Here is a 21,081-nt window from a genome sequence, read left to right as displayed (position 1 = left end):
TCAGGAGAGAACGCGATGACGTCCCAAGAGATGGCCTCCCCCTTGGTCGGCGGAGCCCCAGACCAGTTCACCACTGCGGCGCTGGGTGCGACGCGCGCCTCGGCCGACACGAAGAGCGCTACCTTCATGGGCTGGCGCCGGGAGAACGGCCGCGTCGGCGTGCGCAACCACGTCGTGCTGCTGCCACTCGACGACCTTTCCAATGCCGCCTGCGAAGCGGTGGCCAATACCATCAAGGGCACGATGGCCTTGCCCCACGCCTACGGGCGGCTGCAATTCGGCGAGGACCTGAACGTCTTCTTCCGCACGCTCATTGGTATCGGCTCGAACCCGAACGTCGCCGCGGTGGTGGTGATCGGCATCGAGGATCAATGGACGAACCGAATCGTCGAGGGGATTGCCAAGACCGGCAAGCCGGTTGTTGGCTTCGGCATCGAGGGCCACGGCGATATCGCGACGATTGCCAAGGCGAGCTACCAGGCCAAGCGCTTCGTCCAGTGGGCGACCGAGTTGCCGCGGGAGGAATGCCCGATCTCGGATCTCTGGATCTCGACCAAGTGCGGCGAGTCCGACACGACGACCGGCCTGTCGTCCTGTCCCACGGTGGGCAACCTCTACGACAAGCTGATCCCGCAGGGCATCTACGGCGTCTTCGGCGAGACCTCCGAGATCACCGGTGCCGAGCACCTCTGCCGCGAGCGCGCCGCGACGCCCGAGGTTGCCGACAAGTGGTACAAGATGTGGAAGGCCTATCAGGACGACGTGATCGAAGCTCACAAGACCGACGACCTCTCCGACTCGCAGCCGACCAAGGGCAACATCCTCGGCGGTCTCAGCACGATCGAAGAGAAGGCGCTCGGGAATCTCGAAAAGATCGGCCACGACAGCCACTACATCGACGCGCTCGAGCCGGCCGAAGCGCCTGCCAAAGGTCCGGGCCTCTACTACATGGATACCTCGTCCGCGGCGGCCGAGTGCGTGACGCTGATGGCGGCTGCTGGCTACGTGGTCCACACGTTTCCGACGGGCCAGGGCAACGTGATCGGCAACCCGATCGTGCCCGTCATCAAGATCACCGGCAATCCGCGTACCGTGCGCACCATGGGCGAGCATATCGACGTCGACGTTTCGGGGGTGCTGACCCGTGAGATGACGATCCCGCAGGCCGGCGACGCCCTGATCGACATGGTGGTGCGCACTGCCAATGGCCGGCTCACGGCGGCCGAGTCCCTCGGCCACCGCGAGTTCGTGATGACCAAGCTCTATCGCAGCGCCTGAATCCGGCACCGCCGGCCCTGCCCGTAGGGCGTGGCTGGCGGTGACGCAAATGCCCAAGAGGATTGGCGTATGTCCAGGATCGTCATCAGTGAGTTCATGGACGAGGACGCGATCCGCGACGAGCTGTCCGGCTTCGACACCCTCTACGACCCCTCTCTCGTCGAACGTCCGGACGCTCTGGCGGCCGCCGTCGCGGGTGCCGACGCCGTCATCGTCCGGAACAGGACCCAGCTCCGCGGTGCGCTGCTCGCCGGAGCGCGTGACCTCAAGGTCGTCGGCCGTCTCGGCGTCGGGCTTGACAACATCGACGTCGAGGCTTGCGAAAGCCGCGGCATAGCCGTGTATCCAGCTACCGGAGCCAACGACGTGGCGGTGGCCGAATATGTGATCGCGACGGCGCTTCTGCTCCTGCGCGGGGCTTATGGGGCGACAGCGGAGGTCGCCGCCGGAGCGTGGCCGCGCAACGCCCTCATGGGCCGGGAGGTCATGGGCAAGCGCCTCGGCCTCGTCGGCTTCGGTGCGATCGCCCGCGAGACCGCTCGCCGCGCTGCCGCGTTCGGGATGCGACTGTCCGCCTACGACCCTTTCCTGGCGGTAGACGATCCGGCATGGCGGCCTGAAGAGTACGAGGTCGAGCGATCGTCCCTCGACGATCTCATCGCGAGAAGCGACGTGCTGTCCCTGCACGTCCCGCTGACGCCAGAGACACGGGGCATGGTCGATGCCCAGGCGATCGCCCGGATGCCGGAGGGCGCCATCCTCATCAACGCCGCCCGCGGTGGTGTCGTCGACGAGGCGGCCCTGGCTGAAGCGCTGAGGGATCGCCGTCTCGGCGGGGCGGCCCTCGACGTGTACGTGCGCGAACCCGTCGATGCGGCCGCCGGTGCCGTCTTCATGAACGTGCCGAACCTGATCCTGACCCCGCACATCGCGGGGGTGACGCAGGAGTCGAACGTGCGCGTTTCGGCAGTGACGGCACGCGCGGTACGCCGCCACCTGCGCGGAGGCTAAGGACATGGCAAACCTCAGCCTCGATGCCGCCCAGGCGCTCACCGTCGGTGCCCTCGTCCGCTGCGGCACCGGAGAGGAGGCCGCCGCGAGTGTCGCCCGCGCCCTCGTCGGCGCCGAGGCTGACGGGCTCAAGGGCCACGGTCTTTCGCGAGTCCCGGGTTACGCGGCGCAGGTGCGCGTCGGCAAAGTCGCTGGTCATGCCATCGTTTCCTGCGAGCGCCCGCGGCCCGGCCTGCTTGGCATCGACGCCGGTCACGGCTTCGCCTATCCGGCGCTCGATGCTGCAGTAGAGCTGCTACCGACGATCGCGAAGAGCCAGGGCGTGGCGGTCGCCGGCATCCGCCGCTCGCATCATTGCGGCGCGGCCGGCCGACCGGTCGAAGCTCTTGCCGAGCGGGGTGTCGTCGCGATCCTGTTCGCCAACACGCCTGCCGCAATGGCACCCTGGGGCGCGGCTAAACCGGTCTTCGGCACCAATCCGATCGCCTTCGCCTGCCCATTGCCGGGGCGCCCACCGATCGTCATCGACCTTTCGCTCTCGAAAGTGGCGCGTGGCCCGATCATGGCGGCCAAGCAGCGGGGCGAGGCGATCCCCGAGGGCTGGGCCCTCGATGCGGACGGCAACCCGACCACGGATCCGGCCCTGGCTCTGAGAGGCACCATGGTGCCGTTGGGAGAGGCCAAGGGCACGGCGCTCGCCCTCATGGTCGAGTTGCTCGCCGCCGGACTGACCGGCGGGCGTTTCGCGGCCGAAGCAACCTCGTTCCTCGACGCCGAGGGCGAACCGCCGGGCACAGGCCAACTCATCCTCGCCATCGATGCCGAGGCGTTCGACACCGAGGCGCCATCGCGTTTTGCGGAGCTCGCGGGTTCGATCGAAGCGCAGGATGGAGCAAGGCTGCCGGGCACTCGCCGCTTGGCCCTTCGCCGTCGTGCCGCCGAAGAGGGATTGACGATACCGGACCCGCTCGTCGTCGAGATCGAGGCGCTTTGAGTCCGGAGGCGAAACCATCGGGCGGCGTGCCGGACCGGGCCGTTTCGATCCGTCCCGTCTCTCCCGCCCTGCGGCAGCCCATCGTGGGTTTGCTGGAAGGCCGACAGGACATTATTGACGGGAGGGACGACGTGCTGGGATCACCTTTCGACGTCCGACTCCTGAGCGGTGAGCAGCGTCGGCACAACATGGAACGCTCGGACGGCGGTTCGGCACGTGCCGACGGGGTGGGTTTTCGGCCCCTTTACAGGCAGGTCTACGACACGTTGCTGCGCCGCCTCGCCGACGCCGTCTGGCAGCCTGGACAGATCTTGCCGAGCGAGGGCCACTTGGCGGCTGAGCTCGGTGTCAGTCAAGGCACCGTGCGCAAGGCACTGGATGCGCTGACCGCCGACAGCCTCCTCGTTCGTCGGCAGGGTCGCGGCACCTTCGTCGCCGAGCACGATGACAAGCAGAGCGTTTTCCGTTTCTTCAAGTTGCGGCCAGACGAGACTGGGGCGGGAACGCCCCAGAGTCGCGTGATCTCGATCGCGGAAGTGGCGGCCAGCGTCGATGAACGGGATCGCTTGGCTCTCGTGCGCGCCTCCCGGGTGGTACGGATCGAGCGTCTTCGATCCGTCGACGGCCGGCTTTGCGTGGTCGAGACGATCTCGGTTCCGACAGCCCTTTTCCCCGGCATCGCCGAGATGGAGCTGCCGAACACCCTCTACAGCCTTTACGCGACCCGATTCGGCATAACGATCGCGACGGCCAATGAGCGCCTGAAGGCGATCTTGTTGCCTGGCGCCAAGGCCTGTCTCCTCAACGTACTCGCTGGCGCTCCTGCCCTCGAGATCGACCGCGTCGCCGTCGATCTCGAAGACCGCCCCGTCGAATGGCGGTTGTCCACCTGCCTCACAGAGGAGCTGCACTACCTGTCGGTCCTGCGTTGAGGCCACGGCATCCGCCGCGATCAGCTCTTACCACCCGAACAATCCGCGAGACCGTATGGGCGATACGACGCGGCGATGCGCGATGAAGCGAGGAAAGCAGGGAGACAATGACCCGCGGCTCAGCGAAGCGGCAAAGCCTGCGCGATGGTGACCACCGGCTCAGCGGTGGACGCTGTTTGGCTCGCTGCCTGAGGGGCAGTTGCATGGTCGCCGACATAGACACGGCCAGCGAGCAAAACCAGAGCAACGGCCCAGAACATCACGACGGCCGCCAAGCGGTTACCACGCCGGCGAGGCTCGCCAATTTCGAGGCGTACGGACTCGATCGGTTCTCCAAAAGGATCGAACGTCGACGAGGGCATGGCGGAGCGCGTCTTCATATCCTGCAATGTCGCGTTTGGCCCCCTCACGATCAATGGACGCGTCTTCCGAAGATTCTCACGCTGAGGGAAAAGCCTTCTCCTTCCGACGCGTTAGGTGGAAGAATCGTGTTCTACGCCGTGACGAGAGCCGCATGACCTCGATACGCCCCATCGAGAAGTCTTCCGAGCGGGGGGCAGTGGCGATCCTCAGCGGCCTGCATCTTCTGCCGGGCATCATCCTCTGCCTGTTCATCACGGCCCTGGCGATTGGTGTGCAGGCCATGGAGGAGCGCAGTTTCGGCCATCCCTATATCGAGGCGCTGGTCGTCGCCATCCTCGTCGGCATCGCCGTTCGTACGGCCTGGGAACCGGGGGATCGGTTTCGGGTCGGCATCGCGTTCAGCGCGAAGCAACTTCTCGAAGTCGCCGTGACTCTGCTCGGTGCCTCGGTCAGCCTCGGGGCGATCGCAGCGTCTGGGCCGGCCCTGCTGACTGGCATCATGGCTACGGTGATCCTAGCGATCGGAGTGAGCTACGGCATCTGTCGGCTTCTCGGCCTGCCGGTACGAATGGCGATCCTCGTCGCGTGCGGAAACGCCATTTGTGGGAATTCCGCCATCGCCGCCGTGGCGCCGGTGATCGGCGCACAGGCCCGGGACGTCGCGGCCGCGATCGCCTTCACCGCCGTGCTCGGCGTCTTGGTGGTGCTCGGCCTGCCCCTGTTCGTTCCACTCGCGGGACTCACCGAGCACCAGTACGGTGTGCTCGCCGGATTGACAGTCTACGCCGTGCCGCAGGTTCTTGCCGCGACCGTGCCGGTAGGCGTGCTGAGTACCCAGGTCGGCACATTGGTCAAACTCGTCCGCGTCCTCATGCTTGGGCCGGTGGTCGTGGCGTGTTCACTTCTCAGCCACCGGCTTCCGCAGGACGGCTCTGCCGCCGCGGTGAAGTCCCGGAGGCCCGGCCTTTCCAAGCTCGTGCCCTGGTTCATCCTGGGCTTCCTGCTGCTGTCGGCGCTGCGCTCGCTGGGGCTGATCCCGGATGTGGCCGTCAAGCCGATCCGGCAGGTCGCCGGATTCCTCACGATCGTCTCGATGGCCGCCCTCGGTCTTGGCGTGGATGTCCGCGTGCTCGCCCGAGTCGGTGTCCGCGTCACCCTGGCGGTGACGGCCTCGCTCGCCGTGCTGATCGTCATCAGCCTCGTCCTCATCCGGGGACTCGCCATCAGCTGAGGGGCTCATCGAATGCAGGACGCCAAAAAAAGCAGGACGGGCCTCGGCTCGGTCGATTGCCGCATTCAGGGAGGAACAAGCGCAATGAACACGCAAGGCCGCATCGAACGTTCGCTCGACGAACTGTACAGCGACGACCACGAACGGGCGGACGCCCTCTTGCACGGCCGCCGCACCGGCGCGAGCCGCCGCGGCTTCCTGAACGGCGCTGGGCTTGCCGCGATGAGCGCCACGGTGGGCGCAGCGATCCCGTTCGCAGGCGACATGCCGGCCGGCCTTCTTCCCGCCGCCCACGCCCAAGGAGCGCCACCCGTGCCGGCGCCTGCCACGAAGGGTCCGCAGCCTCTCGACTTCCCCGGAAAGGACAAGGGCCTCGTCGTGCTCGGCGACCGCCCGCTGGTCGCCGAGACGCCCGAGCATCTGCTCGATGAGGAGACGACGCCCCTATCGAAGTTCTTCATCCGCACCAATGGCCTGATCCCCGAACCCGCAGGCGATGCTGAGAGTTGGAAGTTCCTCGTCGACGGCGAGGTGAACCAGCGGCTCGAGCTCTCGCTCGGCGAGCTGAAGGCGCGCTTCACCCCCAAGACCTACCGTATGGTGCTGGAATGCGGCGGCAACGGCCGCTCGTTCTTTCAGCCGCAGGCCCGCGGCAACCCATGGACCAATGGCGGCGCGGGCTGCGCCGAGTGGACGGGCGTTCCCCTCGACGACGTGCTGAAAGCCGCGGGCCTGAAGGACACGGCAAAATACACCGCCCATTATGGTGCCGACCCCCACCTCTCCGGCGATGCAAAGAAGGATTCCCTCTCGCGCGGCATGCCGATCGCCAAGGCGATGGAGGAGCACGGGCTCGTCGTCTTCGCCATGAACGGCGAGCCATTGCCCAACATCCACGGTGGTCCGGTGCGACTCGTCGTGCCGGGGTGGCCCGCCTCGCTCTCGCACAAATGGCTGACCCGGATCACGATCCGCGACCGCGAGCACGACGGCCAGGGCATGACCGGCACGTCCTACCGCGTGCCGAACAAGCCGATGGTGCCGGGCGGCAAGGCCGACGAAGCGGACTTTCGAATTCTCGAATCGATGCCGGTCCGCTCGATCGTCACAAGCCCGGCGAACGGCGCACGGCTGCCTGCCGGCAGCCGGGCCGTGGCCATGCGTGGTGCCGCCTGGGCCGGGGACCTCACCGTTTCACGCGTCGACGTCTCGATCGATTTTGGCGCGACCTGGATTCCGACGCAGCTTGCGCCGACCCGCAACCGATACGATTGGAGCCGGTGGAGCGTGAGCGTGCCGCTGCCGTCTGATGGCTATTACGAGCTTTGGGTGCGTGCGACCGACAGCGCCGGGAAGGCGCAGCCCCACGTTGCCGCGAATTGGAACCCGCAAGGGTACGGGGGCAATGCCCTGCACCGCGTCGCGGTGCTCGTCGGATGAGGCGCCTTGGCATGGGGCGTCTCACCTCCGGCTTTGCCGCTGTCCTGATCGGTGGCGCCGTTACCCTGACGACAGGAAGCCAGGCGCAGGAACCGGCCGGCGCCGTGCAGGATCAGGCGGTGGAGGACCTGCCCGCACATCCGGGTCGTGAGGAGACCTTTGGGTTGTGCACGGCCTGCCACGCCTACCGGCTTGTCTCGAACCAGGGCATGAGCCGGGAGCGCTGGGACGAGACCCTGAACTGGATGATCGAGCGCCAGAACATGCCTGACATCCAGGGCACTGAAAGGGCCTTGATCCTGGATTATCTGGCAACCGCCCACCCGCCCAAGGCGCCGTCGCGCACGGGCGGGTTCCAGAACCCGTTCGCCCCGCAATAGCAACCGCGGCCGTGTCGAGTTCGCGTTCTGCCGGGGAGAGGGCCCGCACCGTTGAGTGAAGGCAGGCTCTTAAATCACGTTGACCACCGCGCCATGTCGTGACGACGGTGGCATCCGGAGCTTGGCCGCTAGTTCGGAGGCAGACGTTCCGCATCCGATTCCCTCTCGTCGTAGATCTCGAAACCGATCGATCCCAAAAGCGGTCGTCGAGCTGCGCATGCTGGTCGCGTCGCGACCATACGGGCTTTGCAAATCAAAACTCCAGCCGCGGAACCTACGCGGCCTCCGCGATCCGCTCCTGGCGCACAACGGGTGCGCTGCCGCCATGCTGCTTGAGCGGGCGATTGCCGGTGAGGCGGCGCAGCATGACGTAGAACACCGGCGTCAGGAAAAGGCCGAAGGCGGTGACGCCGATCATGCCGGAGAATACGGCGACGCCCATGGCGCTGCGCATCTCAGAGCCGGCGCCGGTGGCCGTTACCAGGGGCAGAACGCCCATGATGAAGGCCATCGAGGTCATCAGGATCGGACGCAGCCGCAAACGGCTCGCCTCGATCGCCGCCTGAAGCGGGCTTCGGCCGGCAAATTCCAGTTCGCGGGCGAATTCCACGATCAGGATGGCGTTCTTGGCCGAGAGGCCGACGAGCACGATCAGGCCGATCTGCGTGAAGACGTTGTTGTCGCCCGCGGACATCCAGACGCCAAACATGGCGGCCAACAGGCCCATCGGAACGATCAGGAGGATGGCGAGTGGAAGGGCGAGACTCTCGTATTGGGCAGCCAGCACCAGGAAGACCAGGAGCAGCGCGAGCGGAAACACCCATAGGCCGGAATTACCGGCGATGAACTCCTGATAGGTCAAGTCCGTCCACTCGAAGGCGAAGCCGCGCGGCAGGGTCTCGGCCGCGATGCGCGCTGCCGCCGCCTGGGCCTGGCCCGATGAGTAGCCGGGTGCGGCGCCGGCGTTGATGTCGGCGGACAGGAAGCCGTTGTAGCGCATCGCCCGCTCCGGACCGGCGGTCTGCCGGACGCGGAGCAGGGCCGAGAGCGGCACCATCTCGCCCGACCCGGCGCGGACCTTCAAGAGACCAATGTCATCCGAGCGAGCACGGAAGGGCGCGTCGGCCTGGACGCGGACGGAGTAGGTGCGGCCGAACTTATTGAAGTCGTTGACGTAGAGCGAGCCGAGATAGATCTGCAGCGTGTCGAAGACATCCGTGACCGGAATGCGGAGCTGGCGCGCTTTCGTCCGGTCGATGTCGGCGAAGAGCTGCGGCACGTTCATCTGGAAGCTTGAGAAGAGGCCGGCGAGTTCAGGCGCCTGTGCCGCCTTGGCGAGGAACGCCTTCGTCGCATCGTTGAGCGCCTCATAGCCGAGGCCGGCCCGATCCTCGATCTGAAGCTTGAATCCGCCGATTGTCCCGAGGCCGTTGACGGGCGGCGGCGGGAACATCGCGATGAACGCTTCCGGGATCGCGGCGTACTTCTTGTTGAGCGATTGCGCGATGGCGGCGCCGTTCAGCGCGGGGTCCTTGCGCTCCTCGAACGGCTTCAGCGTCGAGAACACGATCCCGGAATTCGAGCTGTTGGTGAAGCCGTTGATCGAGAGGCCCGGGAACGCGACGGCGCTCTCGACACCAGGCTCCTTCAGGGCGATCTCGCTCATTCGGCGGATCACCTCCTCCGTCCGGTCGAGGGTCGCGCCGTCGGGCAGCTGGGCAAAGCCGACGAGGTACTGCTTGTCCTGGCCCGGCACGAAGCCGCTGGGGATCTGGCGGAACAGCACCACGGTCAGGCCCACCAGCACAAGGTAGAGCACCATCATCGTCGCCTTGCGGGAGATGACGAAGCCGACGCCGCGTCCGTACCCGTTCGAGGCCTGGCCGAAGGCCCGGTTGAAACGGCGGAAGAACCATCCGAGCAGCGTGTCGAGGATTCGGGTCAGCCGGTCCTTGGGGGCGTTGTGATCCTTCAGGAGGAGGGCGGAGAGGGCCGGCGAGAGAGTGAGTGAATTGATCGCCGAGATGACCGTCGAGATCGCGATGGTGAGGGCGAACTGCTTGTAGAACTGGCCCGTCAGGCCGCTGATGAAGGCCAGGGGTACGAAGACGGCGACGAGCACCAGCGCGATGGCGATGATGGGGCCCGAGACCTCCTGCATGGCCTGATAACTGGCGTCCCGCGGCGACAACCCGCTCTCGATGTTGCGCTCGACGTTCTCGACCACCACGATCGCGTCGTCGACAACGATGCCGATGGCCAGCACCAGGCCGAACAGGCTCAGCGCGTTGATCGAGAAGCCGAAGGCATGCATCACCGCGAAGGTGCCGACGATGGAGACGGGCACCGCCAGGAGCGGGATGATTGAGGCCCGCCAGGTCTGCAGGAACAGGATCACCACGAGGACGACGAGGGCGACGGCTTCCAGAAGCGTATGGATGACGGCCTCGATCGAGGAGCGCACGAACTGCGTCGGGTCGTAGACGATCTTGTAATCCACGCCTTCCGGCATGCTTTTCTTGATCTCGGCCATGGTCCGGCGGACCTCGTCCGAGATCTGGATCGCGTTTGAGCCGGGCGATTGGGAGATCGGAATCGCGACGGCCGACTTGTTGTCGAGGAGCGAGCGCAGGGCGTAGTCGGACGCCCCGAGTTCGATCCGAGCAAGGTCGCGCAGGCGGGTGATCTCACCGTCCGCGCCCGTCTTCACGACGATGTCGCCGAACTGCTCCTCGCTGTTCAGGCGTCCCTCGGCATTGAGCGACAATTGCAGGTCGAGGCCTGGGATCGCGGGGGACGCGCCGATGACGCCCGCTGCCGCCTCGACGTTCTGGGCCTGGATCTCGCGGACGACGTCGCCGGCGGAAAGGCCGTGCTCCGCGACCTTCTGCGGATCGAGCCAGATGCGCATCGAGTAGTCGCCGGAGCCGAAAAGCTGGACCTGCCCGACGCCGTCGAGGCGAGCCAGTCGGTCCCTGATGTTCAGCACCGCGTAATTGCGCAGGTAGGTCATGTCGTAGCGCCCGTTCGGCGAGACGAGGTGCACCACCATGGTCAGGTCGGGCGAAGACTTCACCGTGACGATGCCGAGCTGGCGCACGATCGCGGGCAGGCGCGGCTCGGCCTGGGAGACGCGGTTCTGGACGAGCTGCTGAGCCTTGTCGGGATCGGTTCCGAGCCGGAACGTGACGGTCAGCGTCATGATCCCGTCGGTCGTGGCTTGGCTCGACATGTAGAGCATGCCCTCGACGCCGTTGATCTGCTCCTCAATCGGCGTCGCCACGGTCTCGACGATGACCTTCGGATTGGCGCCCGGGAAGGTCGCGCGGACGACCACCGAGGGGGGCACGACGTCCGGGTATTCCGAGATCGGCATGGCAAAGAGCGAGATCAGGCCCATGATGAAGATGAGCACCGAGAGCACGCCCGCGAAGATCGGCCGGTCGATGAAGAACTTTGAGAGGTTCATGTCGCCCTCCTGAGGGCGGAAACGGTCGAGTGGAGACCGGCCGGCCGCGTTACGGCCGGCGTCAACGAGAAAGTCGATCGGGGAAGGGGGCGGCCGACCTTCGCGCCGTCGTCAGCGCTGGGCGAGCTTGCCCGGTTCGGAATCCTGCGGCCGAGCCCCCATCGCGACGGGCTCGGGACGCACGAGCGTGCCGGGACGGACCCGCTGCAGTCCGTTGACGACGATGCGCTCGCCGCCGGCCAAGCCCGAAGTCACGACCCGAAGTCCGTCCACGGCGCGGCCGAGGGTGACGGCACGGAACTCGGCCCGGTCATCGGCGCCCACCACGAGCACGAACTTCTTGTCCTGGTCCGTTCCGACGGATCGCTCGTCCACCAGCAGAAGCGTCTCAGGCGCCGCCTGACCGAGGCGCATGCGCGCGAACTGGCCAGGAATGAGATGACCGTCACGATTGGCGAAGGTGGCGCGGACGCGAATCGTGCCGCTGCGCGCGTCGACCTTGTTGTCGATGAACTTGAGATGGCCCCTGGCGCGAGCCCCATCGGCGGTCACCATCTCGACCGGGATGCGGTCGAGTTTCCCGCGCTCCCCGGATGGCTCGGCGAGCGACGTCAGTGCCTTGAGGACGATGGTCTCGTCGACGTCGAAGCTCGCATAGACGGGATCGACCGAGACGAGCGTCGTCAGCACGGCGGCCCCCGCTCCGGTAGCGACGAGATTGCCGGGCGTGATCTCGCGACGCCCGACGCGCCCGCCCACGGCAGCCCGGACCTCGGTGTAGCCGAGGTTCAGCCGTGCTGCTTCCAGCGTCGCCTTGGCCGCATCGAGGCTCGCCTTGGCTTCCTTGAACGCATTGGCGCGAACGTCGAGGTCGCGCGCCGTCACGATGCGCTGGTCCGACAGCCGCTGTCCGCGCTCGAGATCGCTCGACGTTAGGGCGAGACGGGCCTCGGCGCCCGAAACCTGCGCCTCCAGGCGCTGGACCTCGGCGGCATAGGGCGCGGGGTCGATGGTCACCAGCAGGTCGCCGGGCCGGACGAGTTCGCCCTCAGTGAAGTGCGTGGCCTGGATCGCGCCGCCGACGCGCGCCCGGACGTCGACTCGCTCGACAGCTTCAAGTCTGCCGGAGAACTCGTCCCAAAGCACGACAGCCCGCGGGGAGACGGTGGCGACGGGGACCGGCATCGCCTGCTCGGCCGTTGCCGGGGCGGCGACCGCCTTCGTTCCACGCGCCGTCAGTGATGGGAGAACCTGAACGGCGGCGGCCAGCAGGGCGAAGGCAACGCCAGCCACGAGGCTGTGCCGGAGGCCAGAAAAGGTTCGGGAAGATTGAGGCGCAGGGTTCACGGCCGGCTCCAACATCTGTATAGTTTGCTACACATGTCGGCGTGGACGCCGGACGTCAAGAGACTTATCTACCACTCGATATAAAAGTTGGAGCCAGCAGACAATGGTGATGGGGCGGCCCCGGTCCTTCGACATGGACAGAGCCCTCGACGAAGCGATGGAGGTGTTCTGGCGGCATGGCTACGACGGCGCGAGCCTCGCCATGCTGACGACGGCGATGGGCATCAAGGCGCCGAGCCTCTATGCGGCCTTCGGCAGCAAGGAGGGTCTGCTCAAGGCCGCCCTCGACCGCTACGCGCTGCGGCGGTCCGAGCACATGCGTTACGTGCTCGCCGGCCCGACGGCGCGCGACGTGGCGGCGCGTTTCCTGAGCAGCATTGCGGAGAGCCATACCGACCCGGCCTATCCGCCCGGGTGCCTCCTGGTCCAGGGCGGCCTCGCCTGCGGCGCCGGTTCAGAGAACATCCCCTTCGAGCTGGCATCCCGCCGGGCGCAGACCGAGACGGAACTCCTCGGGCGCTTCGTCCAGGCGAAGGCGGACGGCGACCTCCCGGATGAGGCGGACCCGGTGGCGCTGGCGCGCTTCCTCTCGACGGTGGCCTCCGGCATGGGCGTCATCGCGTCATCCGGCGCCAACCGGGAGGCGTTGCGCGAAGTCGCTCGCGTCTCGCTCGGCGCCTTCGCCGGAAGCGGAAAGTCTTGACCGGTTGGAAGATCAAGGCGGTGCGTGACCATTGCTTCCATCAGTTTGGCTTGGGATGCGCGCGATGGCCTTGATCTCGAAATCGAAGCCGGCCAGCCACGTCACGCCCACCGCCGTCCAGTTGGGATAGGGCGGTGTACCGATCGCGCGATCGCGCACCGCCATTACTGTCTCGAACTGCTTGTCCGGGTCGGTATGGAAGGTGGTCACGTCGACCACGTCGTCGAAACCGGCACCCGCTGCGTGCAGGACCGCATTCAGCCGATCGAAGGCGAGTTCGACCTGCTTTGCGAAGTCTGGCTCAGGTGAACCGTCCTCGCGGCTGCCGACTTGTCCGGAGACGAAGAGCAGGTCGCCGGAGCGGATCGCCGCGGAGTAGCGGTGCTTTTCGTACAGGGCCTGCCGGCCGGCCGGGAAGATTGCATCGCGCTTGGCCATGGTCTGCCTTTTCTCCGCTTGAACTGGAATCCAGCCCGGACGACGAAGCCGTATTCGTATACGCTCCGTATGCGAGAAAGTGATCGCATACGCGACGTATGTCAATTGGCATGCGGAACGGATGGGGCGAGGAGTGATCGATGTCGGCTGGTCGACGGGCGCAAATGATGGAGGAGACCCGCGCCAAGCTCATCCGGGCCGCGCGCATGGCGTTCGCGGAGTCGGGTTACGCGGGAGCCTCCATGGATGACCTGACTGAAGCGGCCGGGCTGACGCGCGGGGCGCTCTACCACAACTTCGGCGGCAAGAAGGGTCTCCTCGCGGCGGTGGTCGAACAACTCGACGCCGAGATGGTGGCCAAGGCGTCGGCCGCACGGGACGGAGCCGATACGCCCTGGCTCGGCTTCCTGGCGGAAGGTGTCGCCTACATCGAATTGGCCCTGGAGCCGGAGATCCAGCGGATCATGTTGCGCGATGGCCCGGCCGTGCTCGGCGATCCTTCGCAATGGCCGGGGCAGAGCGCCTGCCTGCGCACCACGACGGCAACGATCCAGGTCCTGATCGATTGCGGGACGGTGCGCCCCATGGACGCCGAGGCCGCCGCTCGGCTGATTAACGGAGCCGCCCTCAACGCGGCCCTGTGGGTCGCGGCCTCAGACGAGCCGCGCACCGTCCTTGCCAAAGCGGTCGAGGCGTTTCGCTGCCTTGCCTCCGGCCTACTCAGGACCGGCGCCTGAGACGGCGATCATCAGGACGCGGCAGCCCGGACAGCGGGCTACAGCAAGGCTTCGAGCCTCCTCCGCTGCAGCATCTCGGTCCGAAGCCGGTCAGTGAAGGCACAGCCCACGGCCGCCCCATCCTGCATCAGGTCGACCACGACGCAGAAGGGGCGTCGGCCGAGAGGTGCGGCGGCGATCGCAACGACGGCGCGCGACGAGCGATGGATCGGCGTCCTCCAGGACGATGTCAGCGAAAGCCTCCTGCACCCGGCTGCTGAAGCCCGCATTAGGGCAGACCTCAAAGGCCTGGTGGAAGCGCCTGGCGCCAAGATCAAGGTTTCGATCTCCCAGAGGGCGAGTTCGCGCGCCAGGGTGACGGCCAGGGCGTACATCCAGAAGCTGGGCGCGATCTCGAAGATGGGTGAGCGCACTTTGCGACGCCTCCTCATCATCGGCAGCAGCGCGGTGGTGCATCAGGCGTCTTGGCGCTGAGCGCCTAAAGGATCTTGGCTGGAACGGATGCTGGCGCGAAAGCCACGCATGCTGGTGACGGTGGCGCTGGCCAATAACATGGCGCGCATCGTCTGGGCCCTTGTGGCGACGGGCGGAAGCTACCGAGGTCCGGCGGTGGCCAAGGCGTAGAGCCGGGGTCGGCGTCAGAAGCTGTCGGGGACGAAAGGTCAGTCGAAGGTGGGTATGGCACAACAGTCGGCGAGACGGGGCGGGAAGAACCAGTGCTTTCCACCGTGCCTGTGAGTACGCTTCGGGTGACTTGATTCCGGTCCGCGAACTCCCATACAGGCCCGTAGCCACCGGCTGCAGCAGAGGCCGGACAGATGGCCGCAACCGACACCGTGCCTACAGAATAAACGCCTCTTGCGTTCCAGGGGGCGTCCACAGATGGGAGGAAGCCCCTGGCGCTTCGCCTTGTAGCGGACGTTCGATCAACCGGCTGTGAAGTGTGCAGCGCTCTCTGAGACTTTCGCGACGGCTGCTCTCAATCTTGGCGTCGCGTGATCCACGAACGCGCGCAGGGCCGCGTTCCGTCGCGGGATGGGGTGGAAGATAAGATGAACTGGCAGCGGCGCCGGTTCGAAGTTGCGAAGGAGCGGTATGAGGCGACCGGTATCGATGTGTTCGACCACCTGATAGGCCATGACGCGGCAGATGCCATTGCCCCTGACCGCCGCGTCGATCGCCGCGCCCGCACTGTTGAGGGCGATGCGTGGCCGTATGGCCATCGAGAGCGGCCGATCGCGGCCCGAAGCACGCTCGATGAAATGCCATTGCTCGCGCTCGGTGCCTTCTTCGGTGCCGATACAACAATGCTGGTGAAGAGCGCCAGGCGTGCTCGGCATGCCCGAACGCGCGAGATAGTGAGGTGCGGCACAGAGCAGTCGGCGCATCTCACCGAGCTTGACGGCGATCAGGCCTGAGGCCGGCAGCGGTGCGAGCCGCACCGCGACGTCCACGCCTTCCTCGACCAGGCTCACCATCCGGTTGAGCAGGAGCACGCGCGTGCTAACGCCGGCGTGCTCCTCGAGGAACGACTCGACGACAGGCATCAGGATTGCGCGACCGAACAGTTCCGGCGCGGTCAGGATGATCCTGCCCATGATCCGGGGGTCTGCCGCATCGCCTTTATCCGCTTCGGCGAGTTCGGCCAGGATGCTGCGGTACACGGCCACTTGATGCTCGCCATGCTGTGTTAATCGCAGAGCTCGAGTCGAGCGGTGCAGCAGACGTTCGCCCAAGCGCTCCTCCAGCATCGCCACCGCTCGCGTGACGGTCGCCGGCGAGTGGCCGAGCTTGCGCGCGGCTGCGGCGAGCGAGCCTGCCTCGACGACCGCCACGAACACGGCCATGGCATCGAGCCGATCCATCGTTTCAGATCCAGAAATTCAACATTGCGATCATTCAGCCTTATTGCGGATCCCGCAAAGTACTAGCTTTTGCCTTGGGAACGACGCGGAGGAGCGGTGACCATGACGGCGAGCAAGAACGGCGCGACGCGACGCACTCTCCTCGCAGCGCTCGGGTTGGGTTCGACCGCGATGCCGCTCACGACATGGCCCGTGCAGGTCACCTCGCATGAACGCGCTACCGGCCTTCATTACTTAAGGAAGAATGGTCCCATGCAGGTCAATTACGACACCAAGCAGGTCGGTGATGTCAGTGTGTTCTACCGAGAGGCGGGCCCGCGCGATGCGCCGGTGCTGCTCCTGCTGCACGGCTTCCCGACCTCATCGCACATGTTCCGCGATCTGATTCCGCTTCTGGCGGACCGCTACCGCGTGATTGCTCCCGACCTTCCGGGTTTTGGCAACACGGTGGCACCCGGGCGCGGCACGTTCGAGTACAGCTTCGACCGCCTTGCCGAGGTAATCGAGGGCTTCGTCGATGCGATGGGGCTGACACGCTACGCCCTCTACATCTTCGACTACGGCGCGCCGACCGGACTTCGGCTGGCCATGCGCCATCCCGAGCGGATCAGCGCCATCATCTCGCAGAATGGCAACGCGTATGTCGAAGGCTTCAGCAAGGAGTGGGAGCCATGGCAGGCCTATTGGCGTGAGCCAAGTGCGGCGAACCGCGAGGCTTGCCGCGCCGCGCTCACCGATGCCGCGATTCACCACCAGTACGAGCATGGCGCGCCAGCGGGCCTCGTGTCACCCGACGGACTTACGCTGGACAAGCACTTCATGCGAAGGCTCGAGGCCCAGGAGATCCAGCTCGACCTGATCCTGAGCTATCGCACCAACGTGGCGCTCTACCCCAAGTTTCAGGCCTACTTCCGCAAGCACCAGCCGCCGCTGCTCGCCGTCTGGGGACGGAACGATCCCTTCTTCATCCCGCCAGGCGCCGAGGCCTACCGGCGGGATCTGTCAGAGGCGGAGATCCACTTCCTCGACACCGGGCACTTCGCGCTGGAGACGCACTCAGCCGAAGTCGCGCGGCTGATGCGCGATTTTCTGGAACGGAAGCTGGGGCGCAACTGAGGGCTGCTGATCGCACGAGGTGCCCGAGAGCGGACCAAACCCTCGAGCCGACAGCACATCCAATGCGGTTCATAGGGCCGCATCCCTAAGCCCATGCCCTGGGTGGGACCACGATTCACCTTTGCAGAGGTGAAGAATTCGACATTACCGGGCTTGAGGCACACGACAGACGGCGCAATCGTGCTCATCGACCGCATCGTCTCGGCCGCTCGCTTCGCCCCGCTCGGGCGCTCCATCGCTCTTCCTGGCGTCATCCTTCCCCTTTTCCTGATCCGCATCCTCAAGTTCACAGCCATCGAGGTTGATGTGCTTGAGCCGCTCATCAACAGAACGCTTTGGCGCCTGGCTCTACCGCGCCTTCGGTGAGACTGGGACCGCCCGCCTCTTTGGGATAGTCGAGGTAATTACCGCAGCCCTTCTCCTCGCTTCACCCCGGTTCCCGTCCGTCGCCCTACTCGATGGTGCGCTCGGCATGGCCACCTTCGCCGTCACGTGTTCCACAATGCTTGCTATTCCGATTTGGGAAGCCGGATCGGGCGGCTGCCCGTTCCTCGACGCGCTTGGCAGTTTCTGTTCAAGGATGTTGCCCGCTTGGGCCTGTGCATCACTGTGCTTGGGTAGCGCCTAGCCCGTTCTCGCATTCAGTGAGCGTGCAGGTGAAAGATGGCGTTCGAAGATGACTCACATGCATCCTCCCCTGCGTTGGCGTGAACTGAGGTCTACGGATCTGCCCGCGGTGAAAGCCATCGCGGACCAGGTTCATCCCTCCTTTCCCGAAGACTTGGCCGTATTTGCGGAGCGATTTCAACTCTACTCGCCCGGGTTACGTCTTCTCGAAGGAGATGCAGGGGCGGTCGGTTATCTGGTGAGCCATCCGTGGCGATCCGGTACGCTTCCAACACTCAATGAGCGTGTCGTTCGTATCCCTTTGATGACTGACTCGTACTACCTTCACGATCTTGCGCTATTACCCGTTGCGCGCGGTACAGGGGCGGCAAATGCAGTCGTGACACAGATGACGGAGCACGCGCGTGGAGCTGGCTTCGACTTGATGAGCTTGGTAGCAGTCAATGGGTCCACGTCATTTTGGCAGCGTCATGGATTTACGATCGAAGCCAATGTGGCATTGCGTGAGAAGTTAGGGAGTTACGGGCCTGAAGCTTGTTTTATGGTTCGAAGGATGACTCCCAAATAGAATGTGAGAGATGACGCACGCGGTGTAGGCTGATCGCGTGTTCGCCGACGATGCCGTGTCGGCTCGGGAGATGGCGAGGCTCGGCCAAGGCATCGCTTGAGGGCCTTATTGGCGCGCAGGTCGCATCGGCGCGACGGCACCACCCCCAAGTCCGTTCTGCGACGCGAACGCCACGTTCCGCGGCGGACGGAAGCCGTCATCGCATTTCTGCGGGAGAGTGCCGCCCTGTGGGCCGAACCGGACGCTGTGCCTCGGCAGTCGAATCAGCAAAAGGCCTTTGTCCCGAAACGAACAGCCTCCAGAGAGGCCTCGACAGAAAGGCCTCTTCGAGAAAGGCTTTGACTTTGGAGCTGCACTGCCGGGTTTCCGACTCGAACGCTGTATTGCTGGAGCGCTCCACCGCGAGCCGGGCCAGGATCGGCACCAACTTGCCCTCACCCACATCCTGCTGAGGGTCTTTTGACCATTGATCCGGTCGTGAGCAGCCTCTCTCGAAAATCTCCGATGCATTCGCAGATGAGATTGGCCCCCAGAGTGTTTTACTTGTTCTGCAGTGCTAAACTTTCGCGAAAGACAGACGATCCGGCAACGACGGGTTCGTCTTTGGAACTCATCCTCGTCGTGCAATCAATCCCCGCTCAGGCGTTAAGGCCGCCGTCGACGGTGACGACTGAGCCGGTGATCTGCCGTGCCGCGGGGCTTACAAGGAATGCGACAGCCGCCGCGACGTCTTCCGGCGTGCCGTATCGACCAAGCGGCGTGAGCCCGCGGATGTCGTCCGACTGGGCACCGTCAGCCGGATTCATGTCAGTATCGGTTCCTCCTGGCTGAACGAGATTCGCGGTGATGTCGCGAGGCCCAAGTTCGCGGGCCAGCCCCCGTGTGAAGGCAAGGAGCGCGGACTTGGTCATCGAGTACACTGTCACACCAGGAAAAGGGACGCGCTCGGCCAGACACGAGCCGATCGAGATGATGCGGCCCCCTTGCCCGAGATGCGGGATGGCAGCCTGTGAGGCCAGTACGACCGATCGCACGTTCACGTTCAAGAGGGCATCGATGTCGATGAGATCCATCTCCGCGACTGCACCGTAGCGGGCGATGCCAGCGTTGTTGACGAGGATGTCGAGACCGCCCAGCCTTTCAACGGCTTCGTTGACCGAACGCTTCACGGCAGCGGCAGCGGCGCTGTCGGCCTGAATGGCGAGCCCAATTCGGCCTCTCTCCTCGATGGCCCGTACCACCTCGGCTGCGCGGTCGGCTGACCGCTCGTAGGTGATGGCGACATCCGCTCCCCTGTCGGCGAGAGCCAGGGCGATGGCGGCGCCAATTCCCCGTGAAGCACCTGTGACAAGAGCGCGTTTTCCAGCCAGTTCTTGCATCGCTGTACCTTTTTGTACCGTTCGACACAGAAATGGCTAGGCGTGTTGGTGATGTGCGTCAAGGCATTTATATATCAATCGATGCAAAAATCAGTGCCGACATCAGGATCCATCGCGACGAGACCGGTCCGCGGTCGCGGACGCCCCCGTGCTTTCGATCGCGAGGCCGCGCTCGCGCAGGCAACCCGCCTGTTCTGGCTCAAGGGCTATGAAGCGACGTCCATCGCCGATCTTACAGAGGCAATGGGAATTGGATCGCCCAGCCTCTACGCCGCCTACGGCTCGAAAGAGGCCCTCTACACGGAAGCCTTGCAACACTACAATGAGACCTACGAAGCGCTTGTCTGGGGCGGGTTCCGATCCGCGGGGACGGCGCGTGAGGCGGTCCTGTCCTATCTCATGGACTCGGCCGCTGCCTTGACCGGATCCCTCGCCGACAATCCTCTTGGTTGCATGGTGACGCTCGCGGCAGTCGGTGGCGAGTGTCGTTCGGAACTCGGCATCGTGATGCGGTCGGCTCGTGCCGTAACGTTGGAGCGTCTAGAGGCGTGCTTGAGCAAAGCAGTGTCCGAAGGCGAGCTTGCGGGCACGACCGACACTCACGCACTCGCCCGCTTCGTGCAGACCGTCCAAAGCGGAATGTCGATCCTGGCCCGCGACGGGGTGACGCGGGCCGAGCTGGAGGGCGTCGCTCAGGTGGCGATGCTGAGATGGGACGCTTGCACCTGAGGGGGCATCCTGCAGCGATACGCCAGTCAGAGATCCAGAGTGACGCTTACGCGTGCCCTAGACACACAAGGGGTCATCCGATCCTGCCGTTTGGCAACCGGCAGGACAACATCACGGTGGATCACCGCGCCATCCCGATAGCCGCAGGTGCAAGTTCCACAGACACCGAGCTCGCACGAAGAGGCGGTTGCCAGTCCATGCTCACGTAGGACCTGGAGTAGAGAGCGATCGGCCGGCACGTGCAGAACGGCGCCCGTCGAGGCGATGCGTGCATCAAATGGCTCCGGCTTGAAGTTCTCGTCGAGAATGGCCTGGAACACCTCGCTATGGACCTGCGCGTCCGGCCAGCCCGCGGTCTTCAATGCTTCTTGTACCGTGTCGAGAAGGCGTTGCGGCCTGCGTATTCCGACGAAGCCGGCCGGGGATTCCGATTTGAAGCCGGCCGTCGTTCCGAGGCGAAGCCGGCCACCATTC

At 65.4% G+C, this 21,081-nt stretch carries 20 protein-coding genes and 1 pseudogene; 15 read left to right on the top strand and 6 right to left on the bottom strand.

Features of this window, described 5'->3' with window-relative positions; translation table 11 throughout:
• Positions 1-15 precede the first annotated feature (15 nt).
• The 7 genes from K2Y56_RS16260 to K2Y56_RS16230 all read left to right on the top strand — a co-directional run bounded on the left by K2Y56_RS16260 (position 16) and on the right by K2Y56_RS16230 (position 7,629).
• Positions 16-1,278, top strand: coding sequence for a UxaA family hydrolase (locus K2Y56_RS16260; protein WP_292509656.1), 1,263 nt, complete (start codon positions 16-18; stop codon positions 1,276-1,278).
• 69 nt (positions 1,279-1,347) lie between these two features.
• Complete coding sequence (locus tag K2Y56_RS16255) at positions 1,348-2,289, top strand: hydroxyacid dehydrogenase (protein ID WP_292509653.1); 942 nt, start codon at positions 1,348-1,350, stop codon at positions 2,287-2,289.
• A 4-nt stretch (positions 2,290-2,293) separates the two neighbouring features.
• On the top strand, positions 2,294-3,283 hold the full coding sequence (locus K2Y56_RS16250; RefSeq protein WP_292509650.1) for an Ldh family oxidoreductase: 990 nt from the start codon (positions 2,294-2,296) through the stop codon (positions 3,281-3,283).
• Positions 3,284-3,414: 131 nt separating this feature from the next.
• Entirely contained in the window at positions 3,415-4,215 is an 801-nt protein-coding gene (locus K2Y56_RS16245) for a GntR family transcriptional regulator (protein ID WP_292509647.1), read from the top strand.
• 514 nt (positions 4,216-4,729) lie between these two features.
• Positions 4,730-5,809: a putative sulfate exporter family transporter gene (locus K2Y56_RS16240; protein WP_292509644.1), complete on the top strand. Its 1,080-nt coding sequence runs from the start codon at positions 4,730-4,732 to the stop codon at positions 5,807-5,809.
• Between the two features lie 84 nt (positions 5,810-5,893).
• Complete coding sequence (locus K2Y56_RS16235) at positions 5,894-7,249, top strand: molybdopterin-dependent oxidoreductase (protein WP_292509641.1); 1,356 nt, start codon at positions 5,894-5,896, stop codon at positions 7,247-7,249.
• Positions 7,250-7,260: 11 nt separating this feature from the next.
• Positions 7,261-7,629: a hypothetical protein gene (locus K2Y56_RS16230; protein WP_292509638.1), complete on the top strand. Its 369-nt coding sequence runs from the start codon at positions 7,261-7,263 to the stop codon at positions 7,627-7,629.
• Between the two features lie 274 nt (positions 7,630-7,903).
• On the opposite strand, the gene K2Y56_RS16225 is transcribed toward K2Y56_RS16230, so the two are convergent.
• Both K2Y56_RS16225 and K2Y56_RS16220 read right to left on the bottom strand, forming a co-directional pair.
• Positions 7,904-11,098: a multidrug efflux RND transporter permease subunit gene (locus tag K2Y56_RS16225; protein WP_292509635.1), complete on the bottom strand. Its 3,195-nt coding sequence runs from the start codon at positions 11,096-11,098 to the stop codon at positions 7,904-7,906.
• A 111-nt stretch (positions 11,099-11,209) separates the two neighbouring features.
• Complete coding sequence (locus K2Y56_RS16220; protein ID WP_292509632.1) at positions 11,210-12,460, bottom strand: efflux RND transporter periplasmic adaptor subunit; 1,251 nt, start codon at positions 12,458-12,460, stop codon at positions 11,210-11,212.
• A gap of 88 nt (positions 12,461-12,548) precedes the next feature.
• On the opposite strand from K2Y56_RS16220, the gene K2Y56_RS16215 reads away from it, so the two are divergent.
• Positions 12,549-13,148: a TetR/AcrR family transcriptional regulator gene (locus K2Y56_RS16215; RefSeq protein ID WP_292509629.1), complete on the top strand. Its 600-nt coding sequence runs from the start codon at positions 12,549-12,551 to the stop codon at positions 13,146-13,148.
• A 12-nt stretch (positions 13,149-13,160) separates the two neighbouring features.
• On the opposite strand, the gene K2Y56_RS16210 is transcribed toward K2Y56_RS16215, so the two are convergent.
• The gene (locus K2Y56_RS16210) at positions 13,161-13,586 is read right to left on the bottom strand and encodes a RidA family protein (RefSeq protein WP_292509626.1); all 426 of its coding nucleotides are present in this window, start codon (positions 13,584-13,586) and stop codon (positions 13,161-13,163) included.
• 140 nt (positions 13,587-13,726) lie between these two features.
• Here K2Y56_RS16210 and K2Y56_RS16205 point away from each other — a divergent pair, with 140 nt between their 5' ends.
• Together K2Y56_RS16205 and K2Y56_RS16200 are read left to right on the top strand one after the other, a co-directional pair.
• Positions 13,727-14,323, top strand: a complete 597-nt coding sequence (locus K2Y56_RS16205) for a TetR/AcrR family transcriptional regulator (RefSeq protein ID WP_292509623.1) — start codon at positions 13,727-13,729, stop codon at positions 14,321-14,323.
• Between the two features lie 375 nt (positions 14,324-14,698).
• Positions 14,699-14,947, top strand: a pseudogene (locus K2Y56_RS16200) (IS110 family transposase); the annotation flags it as partial.
• Between the two features lie 302 nt (positions 14,948-15,249).
• Here K2Y56_RS16200 and K2Y56_RS16195 read toward each other — a convergent pair.
• Positions 15,250-16,170: a LysR family transcriptional regulator gene (locus K2Y56_RS16195; RefSeq protein WP_292509620.1), complete on the bottom strand. Its 921-nt coding sequence runs from the start codon at positions 16,168-16,170 to the stop codon at positions 15,250-15,252.
• 270 nt (positions 16,171-16,440) lie between these two features.
• On the opposite strand from K2Y56_RS16195, the gene K2Y56_RS16190 reads away from it, so the two are divergent.
• From K2Y56_RS16190 to K2Y56_RS16180, 4 genes are all read left to right on the top strand, one after another.
• Positions 16,441-17,304, top strand: coding sequence for an alpha/beta hydrolase (locus K2Y56_RS16190; protein WP_292509675.1), 864 nt, complete (start codon positions 16,441-16,443; stop codon positions 17,302-17,304).
• Positions 17,305-17,457: 153 nt separating this feature from the next.
• Complete coding sequence (locus K2Y56_RS16185) at positions 17,458-17,670, top strand: hypothetical protein (RefSeq protein ID WP_292509617.1); 213 nt, start codon at positions 17,458-17,460, stop codon at positions 17,668-17,670.
• Entirely contained in the window at positions 17,609-17,932 is a 324-nt protein-coding gene (locus tag K2Y56_RS26505; RefSeq protein WP_366848953.1) for a DUF417 family protein, read from the top strand. The genes K2Y56_RS16185 and K2Y56_RS26505 overlap by 62 nt, the downstream gene beginning before the upstream one ends.
• Positions 17,933-18,040: 108 nt before the next feature.
• Positions 18,041-18,499, top strand: coding sequence for a GNAT family N-acetyltransferase (locus tag K2Y56_RS16180; RefSeq protein WP_292509614.1), 459 nt, complete (start codon positions 18,041-18,043; stop codon positions 18,497-18,499).
• Between the two features lie 638 nt (positions 18,500-19,137).
• On the opposite strand, the gene K2Y56_RS16175 is transcribed toward K2Y56_RS16180, so the two are convergent.
• Positions 19,138-19,878, bottom strand: a complete 741-nt coding sequence (locus tag K2Y56_RS16175) for an SDR family oxidoreductase (protein ID WP_292509611.1) — start codon at positions 19,876-19,878, stop codon at positions 19,138-19,140.
• Between the two features lie 81 nt (positions 19,879-19,959).
• On the opposite strand from K2Y56_RS16175, the gene K2Y56_RS16170 reads away from it, so the two are divergent.
• Positions 19,960-20,607: a TetR/AcrR family transcriptional regulator gene (locus tag K2Y56_RS16170; RefSeq protein ID WP_292509609.1), complete on the top strand. Its 648-nt coding sequence runs from the start codon at positions 19,960-19,962 to the stop codon at positions 20,605-20,607.
• Positions 20,608-20,633: 26 nt separating this feature from the next.
• Here the strand turns inward: K2Y56_RS16170 and K2Y56_RS16165 are convergent.
• On the bottom strand, positions 20,634-21,081 hold a 448-nt coding region (locus tag K2Y56_RS16165; RefSeq protein WP_292509606.1), incomplete at its 5' end, for a 2Fe-2S iron-sulfur cluster-binding protein.

Origin of the sequence: Methylobacterium sp., from assembly GCF_019745455.1 — a bacterium.
Classification (GTDB): Bacteria; Pseudomonadota; Alphaproteobacteria; order Rhizobiales; family Beijerinckiaceae; genus Methylobacterium.
The sequence above is the reverse complement of the archived record's forward strand: the minus strand, read 5'-3'. Positions and strand labels throughout refer to the sequence as shown.

Coding starts and splice junctions, on each gene's coding strand:
- K2Y56_RS16250 (WP_292509650.1), top strand. CDS start 2,294: ATGGCAAACCTCAGCCTCGATGCCGCCCAGGCGCTCACCGTCGGTGCC.
- K2Y56_RS16225 (WP_292509635.1), bottom strand. CDS start 11,098: ATGAACCTCTCAAAGTTCTTCATCGACCGGCCGATCTTCGCGGGCGTG.
- K2Y56_RS26505 (WP_366848953.1), top strand. CDS start 17,609: ATGTGCTTGAGCCGCTCATCAACAGAACGCTTTGGCGCCTGGCTCTAC.
- K2Y56_RS16195 (WP_292509620.1), bottom strand. CDS start 16,170: ATGGCCGTGTTCGTGGCGGTCGTCGAGGCAGGCTCGCTCGCCGCAGCC.
- K2Y56_RS16210 (WP_292509626.1), bottom strand. CDS start 13,586: ATGGCCAAGCGCGATGCAATCTTCCCGGCCGGCCGGCAGGCCCTGTAC.
- K2Y56_RS16205 (WP_292509623.1), top strand. CDS start 13,727: ATGTCGGCTGGTCGACGGGCGCAAATGATGGAGGAGACCCGCGCCAAG.
- K2Y56_RS16235 (WP_292509641.1), top strand. CDS start 5,894: ATGAACACGCAAGGCCGCATCGAACGTTCGCTCGACGAACTGTACAGC.
- K2Y56_RS16175 (WP_292509611.1), bottom strand. CDS start 19,878: ATGCAAGAACTGGCTGGAAAACGCGCTCTTGTCACAGGTGCTTCACGG.
- K2Y56_RS16220 (WP_292509632.1), bottom strand. CDS start 12,460: ATGTTGGAGCCGGCCGTGAACCCTGCGCCTCAATCTTCCCGAACCTTT.
- K2Y56_RS16260 (WP_292509656.1), top strand. CDS start 16: ATGACGTCCCAAGAGATGGCCTCCCCCTTGGTCGGCGGAGCCCCAGAC.
- K2Y56_RS16230 (WP_292509638.1), top strand. CDS start 7,261: ATGGGGCGTCTCACCTCCGGCTTTGCCGCTGTCCTGATCGGTGGCGCC.
- K2Y56_RS16255 (WP_292509653.1), top strand. CDS start 1,348: ATGTCCAGGATCGTCATCAGTGAGTTCATGGACGAGGACGCGATCCGC.
- K2Y56_RS16190 (WP_292509675.1), top strand. CDS start 16,441: ATGCAGGTCAATTACGACACCAAGCAGGTCGGTGATGTCAGTGTGTTC.
- K2Y56_RS16215 (WP_292509629.1), top strand. CDS start 12,549: ATGGTGATGGGGCGGCCCCGGTCCTTCGACATGGACAGAGCCCTCGAC.
- K2Y56_RS16170 (WP_292509609.1), top strand. CDS start 19,960: ATGCAAAAATCAGTGCCGACATCAGGATCCATCGCGACGAGACCGGTC.
- K2Y56_RS16240 (WP_292509644.1), top strand. CDS start 4,730: ATGACCTCGATACGCCCCATCGAGAAGTCTTCCGAGCGGGGGGCAGTG.